The organism is Pseudaestuariivita sp. (genome assembly GCF_052825805.1).
Genome location: NZ_JBRBVB010000002.1, coordinates 530,524 through 544,079 on the forward strand (window position 1 = coordinate 530,524; position 13,556 = coordinate 544,079).

General features: G+C 63.4%; 14 protein-coding genes. 3 read left to right on the plus strand and 11 right to left on the minus strand.

The features are described 5' to 3' along the window. Positions 1–20 precede the first annotated feature (20 nt). The 3 genes from gltX to ACU0B3_RS03585 all read left to right on the plus strand — a co-directional run bounded on the left by gltX (position 21) and on the right by ACU0B3_RS03585 (position 3,491). The gene (gltX, locus tag ACU0B3_RS03575; protein WP_446259433.1) at positions 21–1,436 is read left to right on the plus strand and encodes a glutamate--tRNA ligase; all 1,416 of its coding nucleotides are present in this window, start codon (positions 21–23) and stop codon (positions 1,434–1,436) included. Between the two features lie 66 nt (positions 1,437–1,502). After that, positions 1,503–2,798 (plus strand): citrate synthase, encoded by a 1,296-nt coding sequence (gene gltA, locus ACU0B3_RS03580; protein ID WP_446259434.1) that lies wholly within the window; start codon positions 1,503–1,505, stop codon positions 2,796–2,798. A 12-nt stretch (positions 2,799–2,810) separates the two neighbouring features. Then, entirely contained in the window at positions 2,811–3,491 is a 681-nt protein-coding gene (locus tag ACU0B3_RS03585; RefSeq protein ID WP_446259435.1) for a substrate-binding domain-containing protein, read from the plus strand. A 164-nt stretch (positions 3,492–3,655) separates the two neighbouring features. Here the strand turns inward: ACU0B3_RS03585 and ACU0B3_RS03590 are convergent, their stop codons facing one another. From ACU0B3_RS03590 to ACU0B3_RS03640, 11 genes are all read right to left on the minus strand, one after another. Then, positions 3,656–4,003 (minus strand): 2Fe-2S iron-sulfur cluster-binding protein, encoded by a 348-nt coding sequence (locus ACU0B3_RS03590; RefSeq protein WP_446259436.1) that lies wholly within the window; start codon positions 4,001–4,003, stop codon positions 3,656–3,658. A 132-nt stretch (positions 4,004–4,135) separates the two neighbouring features. Next, positions 4,136–5,485: a selenium-binding family protein gene (locus ACU0B3_RS03595; RefSeq protein ID WP_446259437.1), complete on the minus strand. Its 1,350-nt coding sequence runs from the start codon at positions 5,483–5,485 to the stop codon at positions 4,136–4,138. A gap of 150 nt (positions 5,486–5,635) precedes the next feature. Then, on the minus strand, positions 5,636–6,412 hold the full coding sequence (locus ACU0B3_RS03600; protein WP_446259438.1) for an enoyl-CoA hydratase-related protein: 777 nt from the start codon (positions 6,410–6,412) through the stop codon (positions 5,636–5,638). 69 nt (positions 6,413–6,481) lie between these two features. Continuing rightward, positions 6,482–6,934, minus strand: coding sequence for a cytochrome c-type biogenesis protein (locus tag ACU0B3_RS03605; protein ID WP_446259439.1), 453 nt, complete (start codon positions 6,932–6,934; stop codon positions 6,482–6,484). Then, positions 6,931–8,898: a heme lyase CcmF/NrfE family subunit gene (locus ACU0B3_RS03610; protein WP_446259440.1), complete on the minus strand. Its 1,968-nt coding sequence runs from the start codon at positions 8,896–8,898 to the stop codon at positions 6,931–6,933. The genes ACU0B3_RS03605 and ACU0B3_RS03610 overlap by 4 nt, the downstream gene beginning before the upstream one ends. A gap of 58 nt (positions 8,899–8,956) precedes the next feature. Beyond that, entirely contained in the window at positions 8,957–9,562 is a 606-nt protein-coding gene (locus tag ACU0B3_RS03615) for a holin family protein (RefSeq protein WP_446259441.1), read from the minus strand. Further along, positions 9,553–10,164, minus strand: coding sequence for a holin-associated N-acetylmuramidase (locus ACU0B3_RS03620; protein WP_446259442.1), 612 nt, complete (start codon positions 10,162–10,164; stop codon positions 9,553–9,555). The genes ACU0B3_RS03615 and ACU0B3_RS03620 overlap by 10 nt, the downstream gene beginning before the upstream one ends. Before the next feature lie 80 nt (positions 10,165–10,244). Next, positions 10,245–10,688, minus strand: coding sequence for a cytochrome c maturation protein CcmE (gene ccmE, locus ACU0B3_RS03625; protein ID WP_446259443.1), 444 nt, complete (start codon positions 10,686–10,688; stop codon positions 10,245–10,247). A 35-nt stretch (positions 10,689–10,723) separates the two neighbouring features. Then, positions 10,724–11,752, minus strand: coding sequence for an N-acetyl-gamma-glutamyl-phosphate reductase (gene argC, locus ACU0B3_RS03630; protein ID WP_446259444.1), 1,029 nt, complete (start codon positions 11,750–11,752; stop codon positions 10,724–10,726). Between the two features lie 63 nt (positions 11,753–11,815). Continuing rightward, a complete protein-coding gene (locus tag ACU0B3_RS03635) occupies positions 11,816–12,625 on the minus strand; it encodes a glutamate racemase (protein WP_446259445.1) in 810 nt (269 codons plus the stop codon). A 1-nt stretch (position 12,626) separates the two neighbouring features. Continuing rightward, positions 12,627–13,505 carry a lysophospholipid acyltransferase family protein gene (locus tag ACU0B3_RS03640; RefSeq protein WP_446259446.1) on the minus strand — a complete coding sequence of 293 codons (879 nt, stop codon included), beginning with the start codon at positions 13,503–13,505 and terminating at the stop codon, positions 12,627–12,629. Positions 13,506–13,556 lie beyond the last annotated feature (51 nt).

Consider the following 13,556-nt stretch of genomic DNA (forward strand, 5'->3'; position numbering starts at 1 on the left):
AGGAAAAGGTAAAGCCCGCCATGAGCGCTTCCGCCGCCACCCCGATCGTGACCCGGTTTGCCCCCTCGCCCACGGGGTTTCTGCACATCGGGGGCGCGCGCACGGCGCTCTTTAACTGGCTCTATGCGCGCGGGCGCGGGGGCAAGTTCCTGCTGCGGATCGAGGACACCGACAAGGCGCGCTCGACACAGGAAGCGACGGACGCGATTCTGATGGGGATGGCGTGGCTCGGCCTTGACCATGACGGGGAGGTGATCAGCCAGGCGGCGCGTGCGACAAGACACGCGGAGGTTGTGCACGCGCTGCTCGAGACGGGAAAGGCGTACAAGTGCTTTTCCACCCAGGACGAGATCGCAGCCTTTCGCGAGACGGCCAAGGCTGAGGGCAAATCAACGCTTTTTCAAAGCCCATGGCGCGACGCGGAGCCCGAGACTCATCCCGATTTGCCGTTTGTCGTCAGGCTCAAAACGCCTCAGGACGGGCATACGGTCATTCAGGATGTAGTGCAGGGCGACATTCGGATCGGCAACGACCAGCTTGACGACATGATCCTGCTACGCTCGGACGGCACGCCGGTCTATATGCTCGCTGTGGTTGTAGACGACCACGACATGGGCGTCACGCATGTGATCCGCGGAGACGACCACCTGAACAACGCCGCGCGGCAGATGGGCATCTACACGGCGATGGGATGGGACGTGCCGACTTGGGCGCATATCCCGCTGATCCACGGGCCGGACGGCAAGAAACTCTCGAAACGGCACGGCGCGCTCGGGGTCGAGGAATACCGCGATATGGGCTACCCGGCGGCGGCGATGCGCAACTATCTGGCGCGGCTGGGCTGGAGCCATGGCGACGACGAGGTCTTTACCGACGATGAGGCGCAGGCGTGGTTCGATCTGGGCGGGATCGGCAAGAGCCCGTCGCGCCTCGACTTCAAGAAACTGGACAACATCTCGGGCCAACACATCGCGCGCGCGGACGATGCTGCACTGCTGCGCGAACTGGAGGCGTTTTGCGCCGCCACAGATCGCGACCTGCCGGAAGGCCAGCAAAAAGCATGGCTGGCCGAGGCTATGCCATTCTTAAAGCAACGCGCGAAGACACTGCCAGAACTCATTGAAAAGGCGCACTTCGTGCTTGCTGATACCCCAATCGCGCCGGACGAGAAATCAGCCAAGGCGCTCGATGATGTATCCCGTCGTATACTGTCCGAATTGACGCCGCAGTTGCAAAATGTTAGCTGGCAGCGTGAGGCTTTGGAGGCGCTGCTGAATGGCGTTGCCGAGGCGCATGGACTGTCCTTTGGCAAGCTCGCCGCGCCCTTGCGTGCAGCTTTTGCCGGGCGCACCGCAACGCCGAGTGTCTTTGACATGATGCTGGTGCTGGGGCGCGAGGAGACCAGCGCGCGGATCGCCGCCGCCGCAGCGGGCTAGCCCCCGTCGGGCCAGTCCAACGACCGCGCCGAAGGGCGCACAAACGGGAACGAAATGGGGATCTGTATGACTGACGCAAGCAAGACTGCCAAACTCGAGCTGAATGGCGAAACCTACGACCTGCCGGTCTATTCTCCCACCGCCGGTCCCGACGTGATCGACATTCGCAAGCTCTACGGGCAGGCTGGCGTCTTTACCTACGATCCCGGGTTCACCTCGACGGCGTCCTGCGACAGCACGATCACCTTTATCGACGGGGTCAAGGGCGAGCTTTTGCATCGGGGCTATCCGATCGACCAGCTGGCCGGCAAATCGCACTACCTCGAGGTGTGCTATCTGCTGCTTTACGGTGAGCTGCCGTCGACGACAGAGCTCGAGGAGTTCGAGCAGACAATCACCCGTCACACGATGCTGCACGAGCAGATGCAGAACTTCTTCCGCGGGTTCCGGCGCGACGCGCACCCGATGGCCATTATGGTCGGCGTGGTCGGCGCGATGTCGGCGTTTTACCATGACAGCACGGACATCAATGACCGCAAGCAGCGTGAGATCGCCTCGCACCGCCTGATCGCGAAAATGCCGACGATTGCGGCCTGGGCCTACAAATACTCGATCGGGCAGCCTTTCGTCTATCCGCGCAACGACCTTGATTATGCGTCGAATTTCCTGCGCATGTGCTTTGCGGTGCCGGCGGAGGATTACGAGGTCAACCCGATCCTCAGCCGCGCGATGGACCGCATCTTTACGCTGCACGCGGATCACGAGCAGAACGCGTCGACCTCGACGGTGCGGCTGGCGTCGTCGTCGGGCGCGAACCCCTTTGCCTGTATCGCGGCGGGCATCGCCTGCCTCTGGGGTCCGGCGCATGGCGGCGCGAACCAGGCGTGCCTCGAGATGCTCGAAGAGATCGGGACCGTGGACCGAATCCCGGAATTCATCGCCCGTGCCAAGGACAAGGAAGACCCGTTCCGCCTGATGGGCTTTGGTCACCGGGTCTACAAGAACTTCGACCCGCGCGCGACGGTGATGAAGCAGTCGGCGGACGAGGTGCTCGAACTTCTCGGCGTCGAGAACAACCCCAAGCTGCAGGTCGCCAAGGCGCTGGAGAAAGAGGCGCTGAGCGATCCTTATTTTGCGGAAAAGAAGCTCTTCCCGAACGTCGATTTCTACTCGGGCATCATTCTCGAAGCGATGGGGTTCCCGACGTCGATGTTCACACCGATCTTTGCGCTGAGCCGGACGGTGGGCTGGATTTCCCAATGGGAAGAGCAGCTTGACGATCCGCAGCTCAAGATTGGCCGTCCGCGGCAGCTGTACCAGGGCAAGACCGCGCGAGATTACGTCGAGATCGAGAACCGGTAAACGGCGCGGAGCGTGCCGCTGCGCTGCATCATCCCGGTGGCGTTCAAGGAGGGGGTCGGGGCTTTCGGGCCGGACTTCACCTCCGAGACCGGGATCGCGCTCGACATCGTGCATATGCTCAACCCCGAGGTGCCGGGGTATGTGGCGGAGGGCCCGGCTTGGGACCTCGCCATGACCAACCCGCGCTATTGCCGGCAGATGATCGAAGCGGGCGATGCGGTTGAGGGGTCTCATGTGCCTGTTGCTCGGTCGCCTTTGGCTTTTGCGGCGCGTGCGCCGGTCGAGGAAGTCGCCGAGACGCATGATGCGCTGGCCGATTTGCTCACCAAAAGCGCAAGCATCGGGCTCACCGGCAGCGGCACCAGTGGCAGCATGTTCCGCGATTTGACCCGGAAGCTAGGCGTTTCATTGGAAGTCGATCCGAAAGTGCACACGCTCGAAGGCGGCGGTCCCATGCGCGCGCTCCGGGCGGGAGAAGTTGAACTCGCCGCCCTGCCCCTCACCAACATTGCGCAGGAGACGGACGTGCATGTGGTGGGCGTTTGTCCTTGGGAGCTCGGCGTGCATATTGATCTGTCGCTTTGCCTTTCGAAGTCGGCTCAGCCAGAAGCGCAGGTGCTGGTGAATTGGCTGACTGATCCGGTACGAAACGCAGAACTGCAAAGGCTTGGTGGCTGGCGATTCAGTCATTAGCCAAAAAAACATACGCTCAATTTAAAGCACCTGCCTGACAGGAACTGTCAGGCCGCGCCGACCCGCCCCCGTCAAACCGAAGGTTTGCCTTTGGCAAAACGGGCGGCGCGATTGCGCCACCCCGCGGGACGGCGCGTGAACTTCTGTTCCGATACAAAAGAACTTCAGTCCCGCCGGAGCCTAGCGCCGGGCTTCACCGAGAACGGGTTCTGGTAGAGCGTGTCGTGGCTTTCGACGCCGACGTCGATCTCGCAGTCTTCGGTGGGGCGAGCGACGCAAAGCAAAATGTAGCCGTTCTGCGATTGCCGCCGGTTGAGGGCGGTGCCTTTGGGTTGGCGGACCTTGCCGGAGAGCATCTTGGCAGCGCAGGTGATGCAGCCGCCGTAGTTGCATGCGATGGGAAGCTGGACGCCGGCCTCGAGGGCGGCGGCGTAGATCGGCTCGTCTTCGCGGACGTCGAGCGTCACCCCGCGATTGCGCAAGGTGACGCGGTGAGTGGTGGTAGGCGTCATCGAAAGAGGTGCCTCAGCCAAGCCGTTAGTGACCAGCGCGGGGGTGCCGCGCGGGTCGCTGTCGCGGCTTTGTCTCCCGCGGCCTCGCCAACCTCCTTGGCCAGACCGCAGGCGCCGCATCCGCACACGGGGCTACATCCAGATGTCGGAGGTCACGTCCCCGCCCGGGTATCGCATCTCGTGGCAGCGGCTCGGGCCGTTCGGCTCGCCGCCAAAGTCCACGACGAAGTCCGGGTTGATCGACATGCCGCCTTTGTCGGTGTCGCAGTCGATCATGTACATCTGTGCGCCCTTGTCCTTCATGTCGGGGTAGAACTGGTTGTCCCACGACGAGAAGAGCGAGGTCGTCACGTAAAGCCGCTTGCCGTCGAGGCTGAGCTGGATCATCTGCGGCGCGCCCTGCACCGCGACCCCGTTCACCTCGGGCGCCTTGCCGAGCATCCCGCCCAGCCAGACCTGACCAGTGAGCTTCGGGTTCGCGCGGTCGGTGATGTCGTACTGGCGCAGATCGCCGTGCAGCCAGTTGGCAAAGTAGAGGTACTTGTCATCCATCGAGATCAGGATGTCGGTGATCAGCGACGGCATCGGCACCGGAAAGCCCTCGACATCGATGGTCGGCACGTCGATGACCTTTTCGATCTCGAAATCGCCGTCGTCGGTTTTCCACCAGCGGAAGACGTTGGACGAAAGCGTGGCGGCAAAGAACCCCTCGTTCGAGGCCGGGTCGTGCATGCCGCGCACTTCGAGCGGGATCATCCCTTCGGCACCCATGTCGATGGATTTGACGATCTTCTTGCCCTCGAAATCCCAGAAGTGGATCGACTGGCCGTATTTGCCCGCCGCCACGTCCTCGAGGTCGAAGCCGGGCATGAAGGTGTTCGGCGCGCCCCATTCGGAGCTCACCATCATGTTGTGGCGCGGCTGGTACCAGAAGTCGTAGTTGTAGTTCATCCCGGTGATGTCGTTCTCCCACCGGCCGACGATGTTGAAATCCTTGTCGATGTGCAGGAACCCGCCCGGCGCATTGCCATCGGCGTCCCCCAGCATCGAGATGATGATGTCCTGTTTCAGGCAATGCACGGTGTGCGGACCGCTGAGGTTGGTCTTGGCCTTGATCTCGTCGCCCGAGATGACCTTGTGCAGCTTGGGGTTCTGCGCGTCCGAGACGTCGACCACGTTGATGTTGGACGAGCGCACGCCGGGCAGCAGCAGGTACTGCCGCTTCATCGAGCTGTCCTCGTTGCAGGACGAGCAGGCGTTCCAGCCCGAGTGGTGCAGCTCGTCCCCGATCTGCGGCATCTCGGTGCGGGCGATCACGCTCGCATAGGTCGGACTGTCGGGATCGACATCCACCGTCGCAAGGTAATCGGGCGCCTCCACACCCGTTCCCACGTATAGCGCGACCGTGTAGAGCAGCTTTTCCCGCTCTGCTTGCATGGCATCCGCTGGCGAGGCGTAACCCGGTCCACAACATTCACTCATCTTCTTCCCTCCCTTTCATTGACTAAGCACAGATGCTCAAATGTCAGACAATTGGGAGAAAAAGATTCGAACCTGTCAAGGATTCTGTTGACAGCAGGATGGTCCGGTTTTCCCGACCTCAGGCCACGAATCGCAATTTATGTTTTGAGATCAGCGCCCTTCGAAGGACGGTTTCCGCTTTTCGCTGAAGGCGAGAACGCCCTCCTGGAAGTCGCGGGAGCGTCCGCAGCGCCCCTGAAGGCGTGCTTCGACGATCAATTGTTCGCTGAGCGTGTTGCTGCCGGTGGCGCGCATCGCTTCCTTGATGGCGCGGTAGGCTTCAGTTGGACCCTGCGCCAGCGTGTCCGCGCGGCGCTTCCAGCCGGCCTCGAACGTGGCGTCGGGCAGCACCTCCCAGATCAGCCCCCAAGCCTCGGCATCGGTGGCGGAGATCTTGTCGGCAAAGAGCGCAGCGCCCATCGCCTTGGCCCGGCCAACGAGGCGCGGCATGGTCCAGGTGCCGCCCGCGTCGGGGATGAGGCCGATGCGGCTGAACGCCTGCATGAAGTAGGCCGACTCCGCCGCGATCACCACGTCGCAGGCCAGCGCCAGGTTGGCGCCTGCGCCCGCTGCTGCGCCATTGACCGCCGCAATCGTCGGGAGGTCACATTCGGAGATGGCGAGGATCAGGGGGCCGTATTCATCGCGCAAGAGCCGTTCGAGGTCGAGCTTGCTTGCGCTAGGTGCGTCGCCCAAATCCTGGCCTGAGCAAAACGCGCGCCCTGCCCCGGTTATCACCAGGACCTTGGCCATCTCCTCGGCCGCCTTGACCGCGTGCAGCATCTCGGCACGCATCTGCGTCGTCATCGCGTTCAGCTGATCGGGCCGGTTCAGCGTGAGCGTTGCGCAGCCGTCCTGCACCTCGAGCGTGATCGTGTCGTAGTCCATGCCGCTTGCTCCTGCACTGATCGGTTCAGTCTGGCAGGGTTTACCGCAAAGCGGCAGCGAAACCCAGCGTCACTCGTCGAGAATCTGCTTGAGCCGCGCCTCTTCGTCCGCGGTCAGTGTGCCGCCGCCTTCGGGACGGGCGGATGACCGGCTGCGCAGAAAGGTAAAAGCGATACCGAGCGCGATCAGCAGCATCAGCGGACCCGACGCCCAGAGCAGAAGGTTGGCCCCGCTGGCGTCCGGGCGCATTTTCACGAAGTCGCCGTAGCGGGCGACGAAAAAGTCTACGACCTCTTCGTCGGTCTTGCCCTCGGCCACCAGCTCGCGCACCAGCATCCGCGCGTCCTTGGCCCATTCGGCGTTGGACGAGGCGATACTCTCGGACTGGCATTTCACGCAGCGCAGCGCATCGTCGAGGTTTTGCGCCCGCGCCTCAAGCACCGGATCGGCCAGCATCTCGTCCGGCTCCACCGCCCAGAGGGGCGCTGCCAGCAGCGAGAAGATCAAAAGAAGCCGTTTCATTCCGCCGGCACCGCGCCTTGCGGCTCTTTGCGTGCCCCTGCCGCAACCCGGAACCGGCGGTCCGTGAGCGAGATCAGCCCACCAAGCGCCATCAGGATCGAACCCGCCCAAATCCAGTTCGCCAGCGGCTTGATATACGTGCGCACCGTCCAGCCGCCCGCCGCCTGCTGATCCCCGATCACCACATAGACGTCCCGCAGAGTGCGATAGTCGATGGCCGCCTCCGTCGTCGGCATCTGCGCCACGGGGTAGATACGTTTCTCGGGGAAGAGCCGCGTCTGCTCGACGCCGTCCTTGCGCAGGATCACTTCGGCCATGGTCGACAGGTAGTTCGGCCCTTCGACATTGCGGACCTCCACGAGCTCCAGCTCAAACGCGCCAACCTCGTAGGCCTGGCCCGGCATGGCGACACGGATGTCCTCCTCCTGCCAGGCGGTCAGACCCGCCACGCCGATAAAGGTGATGCCGAGGCCCGCGTGAGCAATCGCCTTCCCCCAATCCGCGCGCGGCAGGCGGAAGAGACGGCTCGCCCCGGATTTCCCCGTCCGCATCCAAAGCTCGATCAGCGCGCCAAAGACAAGCCACGCCCCGATGAAGAGTCCGATGGGTGCCAGCGCAGACCGTCCGGTTTGCAGCGCCCAGGCGAGCGAGGCGAGCGCGACGACCAAGGCGAGCACCAACGCCCACCGCATCGCCATAGCAGAGCGTCCAACGTCCCCCCGCTTCCACGGCAGGATCGAGCCAATCGGCAGGATCGCCCCGAGCACCAGAAAGAACGGCGTGAACGCGAGGTTAAAGAACGGCGGTCCGACAGTGAGCGTCCGGTCAAAGAACATCTCCGCGATCAGCGGCCACATGGTCCCGACAAAGACGACAAACGCGGACACGGCGAGCAGCACATTGTTCGCCACCAACGCACTCTCGCGGGAGACCACGCCAAAGATGCCTTTCGCCTCCATCGTGCTCGCTCGCATCGCGAAAAGGATGAGCCCGCCGCCGGTGAAGAACCCGAGGATCATCAGGATGAACACACCCCGCTCGGGATCATTGGCAAAGGCATGCACCGAAGTCAGAAGGCCCGAGCGCACGATAAATGTCCCGATCAGCGAGAAGCCAAAGGCGAGGATCGCCAGAAGGATCGTCCAGGACTTCAGCGCCTCGCGCTTTTCCACGACAATCGCCGAATGCAAGAGCGCCGCCGCAAGGAGCCACGGCATAAACGAAGCGTTCTCCACCGGGTCCCAGAACCAGAACCCGCCCCAGCCAAGCTCATAGTACGCCCACCAGGACCCCAGCGCGATGCCGATGGTCAGGAACACCCAGGCCGCCAAGGTCCATGGCCGCACCCAGCGCCCCCACGCCGCATCAACGCGCCCCTCGAGCAACGCCGCAATCGCAAACGAGAACGCCATGCTCAGGCCGACATAGCCGAGATAGAGAAACGGCGGATGGAACGCGAGCCCGGGATCCTGCAGCAGCGGGTTCAGGTCCTGCCCGTCAAAGGGCGGTACTGCGAGCCGCAAAAATGGGTTCGACGTAAAAAGGATAAACGCAAAGAAGGCGACCCCAATTGCCGCCTGCACCCCAAGCACCCGCGCCCTCAGCGTCGGCGGCAACCCCTTGCCAAACCACGCCGCACAGGCGCCAAAAAGCGCGATGATCAGAACCCAGAGCAGCATCGAGCCCTCGTGGTTCCCCCAGACGCCGCTCACCTTGTAGAGCATCGGCTTGTCGGTGTGTGAGTTCAGCACCACCAGCCGCAGCGAGAAATCCGACGTCACGAACGCATAGGTCAGCGCGGCAAAGGCAAAGCCCGTCAGCAGGAATTGCAGCGTCGCGGCAGGCTCGGCCACGGCCATCCAGCCCGCCCAGCGTTTCTGCGCGCCCACAAGTGGCACCACCGTCTGCACGATCGCCACCACAAAGGCGAGGATCAGCGCGAAATGTCCAAGTTCTGTGATCATGGCGCAAAGATAAGCTGGCCCGCGGGCGGGGCCAACCTGATTTGCGACGTTCTCGGGATCACATTGTCGCGGGGGTGCTCCGCGTGCGCAGCCACGTCTCGAGCGCGGCATTGCCGGACGGCTGCACCGCCCTCAGCTGCACGCGCGCGTCACGGCCGGGATTGGCCACACCGGGCGTCTCCGACCCCGCCGGGCTACCACTCTTGAACGTGTCCAGCTGACCCAGCGCGTCCACCACCTGCGGCACGCGTGCAAAGGTCGCCGCCAGATCGCGCTGGAACGCCTGCCCCTTGGCCTGATGCCGCGCGCCAAAATAAAAGCTCACGATGACGCCGAGGAGCCACCAAAGCGGCTCCGGCACCAGCGCGATCCCCGTCATCCGCGCGGCAAACCACACGGGATCGACCATCGCCGCCACAAAGAGCCCCAGCGTGCCAAGCGCCAGCGCCGGACGCGGCAGGCGGTTGATCGCATCCATCAGCCGGTCAAAGAGCCCCTGGCGCGGGGTCAGAAACTCCGCCCCGAACTGCTGCAGCGCCTGCCGCTGCACCTGCGCCTGGCGCGAGGCCTCCCCTTCGGCGTTCACGCGGAACACCTCCGCGGTCTCCTTGATCACGTTGCCACTGCCAAAGAGCGCGTCGAGCAGGCGTCCCATCATCCCCATGCCGCCACCCTCGCCTCGAATTCGCCTTGTGTCATGTGATAGCGCGGCGCAAGGAATTCCTCGGCCCGCTTGATCCAGCCGCCCTTCCCGCCGGCGCGGGTGCGCGCGAACTTGCGGCTCGACACGCGGCGGTCCGCCAGCGCGAAATAGTAATTGCGCCGCGCGATGGCGTAAGCATCGGCGATGTGGTCGGGGGCAATGCGCGCGCCATGCGCCGCCGCCGCGATCGTCTCGGGACCGATGATCCCGTCGACCGCGCACTCGATCCCCATCTGACGCAGGAGCCGCTGCAGGATCTTCACCGCATTGGCGCCCGCGTTGACATACATGTCAAAAACCGAAGGCTGCAGCACCGCTGGCAAATCCGCGATGCGCGGCTCGTCGAAGTAATGCGTGACAAAGATGTTGACCGCCTGCGCACGGGTCAACTCGCGCACATCCCGCTCGGTGACCGTGCCGTCGCCAGTCAGGTCCAGCCCGAGCCGCCGCATCGTGTGGATGGTGACGCCGAAATTGGTCGCGCCGCCCGGATCGTCGGGATCGTTTACGAACCCGCCCTCCCGGCCGACGATCTCTTCAGCGATGTCGCGCACGTTGTGCATGTGCCTGCCCCCAAAGCATAAAACTCTGGGACTGCAAAAGGCGGCTGCGAGGTTAAGGGAACCCTAAGGCGCCGCGCGGATCAGCTCTCGACTTCCTGATAGACACCCTGCTCCTTGAGCGCGTCGATGACCTCTTTCGGCATGTAGGTCTCGTCGTGTTTGGCAAGGATTTCAGTGGCTTCAAAGACGCCGTTGATGTATCGTCCCGTGCCGACCATGCCCTGGTTCTCTTCAAAGAGGTCCGGCAGCACGCCCACGTAGACCACCGGCACTGTGGCGCCGCCATCCGTCACCGAAAAGCTGACTTCGGCGCCCTGACCGCGCACGATGGACCCGTCCGAGACCAGCCCGCCGATGCGGAACACTTCCGTCGGCTCAGGCGGCTCGGCCATAACCTGGCTGGGCGAGCGAAAGAAGTTGATCCCGTCGCGCATCGCGTAGCCGATGAGCGCGGTCGAGGCGACAAGCGCCACGACGGCCACGAGGATCACCTGCACACGGCGCTGTTTTTTCAAACCTTTCATGTGCTTACCTCACGTCCTTCCGGCTGCTTTTCGGGTCACGGAAACAGCGGAGCCATCGTCAGCCCCAGCGTCTCGTCCAAGTCTAACATAAGATTGGCGTTTTGCAGCGCCTGTCCAGATGACCCCTTGGTTAAATTGTCGAGCGCCCCGATCACGATCGCGCGACCGCCGATCCGGTCCGCTACAACGCCAAGGTGCACATGGTTGGAGCCGCGCACGTGATGCGTGCTCGGGCCCTCGCCAAAGGGCAGCACTTGCACAAAGGCCTCGTCCGCATAGGCGGCACTCAGCGTCTCGTAAATCACATGCGCATCCCCGTGCACATAACTGGTGCACAGGATCCCGCGATTGACCGGCAGCAGATGCGGCGTGAACTGGATCGTGACAGCTTTGCCTGCCAAGGCACTGAATTCCTGCTCGAATTCTCCCTGATGCCTGTGCGTGCCGCCCAAGGCGTATCCGTGATACCCTTCGCTCAGCTCAGCGTGGAGCAGGTTCTCCTTGAGCGCGCGGCCGGCGCCTGACACGGCGCATTTCATGTCGAGGATGATGTGATCGAGGTCGATGACACCCGCCGCGATCAGCGGGCGCAGCACGTACTGTCCCGTCGCCGCGTTGCAGCCCGTACCTGCCACCAACCGCGCCGCGCGGATGTCGTCGCGGTAAAACTCGGTCAGGCCGTAGACCGCCTCCTTTTGCAGCTCCGGCGCCGCGTGCGGATTGCCATACCACGCCTCGTAAGCTGCCGGATCGCGCAGCCGGAAATCTGCTGACAAATCAACGATCTTGAGGCCCTTGGGCAATTGCGAGATGACCTCCTGACTGGTCTTGTGCGGCAAGGCGCAAAAGCAGAGGTCGATGGCGGAAAAGTCTATCTCATCCCAGCGGATGAGCGTCGGCAGGTCCAGATGCCGCAAATGCGGAAAGACCTGCGCCATGCTCAGCCCCGCCTTGGAATTGGCGGCGAGTGCGGTGATGTTCAGAGCGGGATGCTCTGAGATGAGCCGGATCAGCTCAGCCCCGGTATAGCCGGAGGCGCCGATGATTGCGATGTTGTAAGTCATATCATTCTCAGACGTTTAGAGCGCGTTCTTGATGTGATGCGTGAAGGCAAACGCCTTTCCAGGTCACGCGGCCTCGAACGTGATCTGTCGTCGCAAGAACTGGGTGGCACGGTCGCTCACCCGGCGCGGGTCACCCGTCGTCAGATACCGCGCACTGCCGCTTCCAAGCATATTCGGGTGCCGGTCGAGGTAGTCGGCAAGGCTTTCGGCCACCAGCGACGCCTGACTGTAGAGCGTCACGCCCGCGCCGAGCGCCTCCTGAAAGGCGTCCTGCATCAGCGGATAGTACGTGCAGCCGAGGATCGCCGCCTGCGGCTCTGGCATCTTGCGTTTCAGCGCGTCGACATGGCTTTTGACGAGCGCCTCGGCGAGGATCATGTCGCCGTCCTCGATGGCGTCCACAACGCCTCCGCACGCCTGAGCTTCGACGTCTACCCCTATGGCACGAAACGCCAATTCGCGCTGGAAGGCGCGGCTGGCCACGGTCGCCGGCGTCGCAAAGAGCGCCACATGCTCCACCGCGACCTGCCGCGGCGGGGAATTGTCGCCCCAGTCCCGCTCGGTCAGCGCCTCGATCATCGGCACGAACACACCCAGCACGCGCTTGTCCTTCGGCAGCCAGCTTTCCTGCATCCGCCGGAGTGCTGCCGCCGAAGCCGTGTTGCACGCCAGGATCACCGGATCGCAGCCCGCCTCCCACATGCGCTCGACCGCCGCGCAGGTCAGCGCATAGATGTCATCGGAAGTGCGCACGCCATAGGGCGCGTTGGCGCTGTCGGCAAAATAGACAAACGGCACCTGCGGCAGACGCGCCTGCGCCGCCGTGAGGACGGTCAGACCGCCCAGCCCGGAATCGAATACACCTACGGCCATGTCAGTGCTTGTAGCGGTCCTCGAACTCAAAGCCGTAAGCATAGGAAGCCAACGGCGTTGGCGACAGCTCATAGGTGGCTTTGCGCAGGAAATCCATGAGCTTTTTGGTGTCGCCGGCAAAGGCGTCGATCTCGGACCGCGCAATCGGCGCGCCAATGGAGACACGCACGGGCGTGTCGACGCGCTTTTTGAACTCTTTGATCAAAAGGCCCATGCGCAACGTGTTGTGCAGGTGCGAGGCGACCTGAAAGAGCCGCGAGGTGTGTCCGTCAAAGTGGATCGGGACCACCTGCGCCTCCGACTTGGCGATCATGCGCGCGGTGAATCCGCGCCAGCCCGGATCCATTGGCGTGGCGAAAGGCTTGGCCGCCGTCGAGACGGTGCCCCCCGGAAAGACACCCATCGCGCCGTCTTGCGCAAGATAGTCGAGCGCTGTTTTGCGGGTCTGCAGGTTGAGGCGCACCGCCTCTTTGCCGTCGTCAAAGGAGATCGGCAGGATGATCCGACTCACCGCCTCGGATTTGCGGAACACGTGGTTGGCCAGAATGCGGAAATCGCCCCGCGTTTGCGACAGGATATGCCCCAACATCAGGCCGTCGAGGATGCCGTAGGGGTGGTTTGCAATCGCGATCACCGGCCCGGTGCGCGGGATCAGATCGAGCGAGCCCTGCGCGACATCAAGCGTCAGCCCGTAGCGTTCGACCATCACCTGCCAGAAGTCGCGGCCTTGCGCGACTTCGTCCTCATAGCCCCTGGCGCGGCGGATCAGGCGCATGCGTCCGGTGGTGTTCTCAAGCACGCGGATCACGGCGCGCCCGGCACGCGTTTCAGCGGAATGGGCGTAGGAGATGTCGCGCACCGCGCGGGCCTGGCTCGGCATGTTTGCCCCTCTGATCTACCCGTTTGTCACACTTAAGGTGACGTATAGTCA

Excerpts from the sequence above, each read along its gene's own strand:
- ccmE (WP_446259443.1), bottom strand. The coding sequence starts at position 10,688 with ATGAAAGGTTTGAAAAAACAGCGCCGTGTGCAGGTGATCCTCGTGGCC.
- ACU0B3_RS03590 (WP_446259436.1), bottom strand. The coding sequence starts at position 4,003 with ATGACGCCTACCACCACTCACCGCGTCACCTTGCGCAATCGCGGGGTG.
- gltA (WP_446259434.1), top strand. The coding sequence starts at position 1,503 with ATGACTGACGCAAGCAAGACTGCCAAACTCGAGCTGAATGGCGAAACC.
- ACU0B3_RS03610 (WP_446259440.1), bottom strand. The coding sequence starts at position 8,898 with ATGATCACAGAACTTGGACATTTCGCGCTGATCCTCGCCTTTGTGGTG.
- ACU0B3_RS03635 (WP_446259445.1), bottom strand. The coding sequence starts at position 12,625 with ATGGCCGTAGGTGTATTCGATTCCGGGCTGGGCGGTCTGACCGTCCTC.
- ACU0B3_RS03615 (WP_446259441.1), bottom strand. The coding sequence starts at position 9,562 with ATGGGGATGATGGGACGCCTGCTCGACGCGCTCTTTGGCAGTGGCAAC.
- gltX (WP_446259433.1), top strand. The coding sequence starts at position 21 with ATGAGCGCTTCCGCCGCCACCCCGATCGTGACCCGGTTTGCCCCCTCG.
- ACU0B3_RS03595 (WP_446259437.1), bottom strand. The coding sequence starts at position 5,485 with ATGAGTGAATGTTGTGGACCGGGTTACGCCTCGCCAGCGGATGCCATG.
- ACU0B3_RS03600 (WP_446259438.1), bottom strand. The coding sequence starts at position 6,412 with ATGGACTACGACACGATCACGCTCGAGGTGCAGGACGGCTGCGCAACG.
- ACU0B3_RS03620 (WP_446259442.1), bottom strand. The coding sequence starts at position 10,164 with ATGCACAACGTGCGCGACATCGCTGAAGAGATCGTCGGCCGGGAGGGC.
- ACU0B3_RS03605 (WP_446259439.1), bottom strand. The coding sequence starts at position 6,934 with ATGAAACGGCTTCTTTTGATCTTCTCGCTGCTGGCAGCGCCCCTCTGG.
- argC (WP_446259444.1), bottom strand. The coding sequence starts at position 11,752 with ATGACTTACAACATCGCAATCATCGGCGCCTCCGGCTATACCGGGGCT.
- ACU0B3_RS03640 (WP_446259446.1), bottom strand. The coding sequence starts at position 13,505 with ATGCCGAGCCAGGCCCGCGCGGTGCGCGACATCTCCTACGCCCATTCC.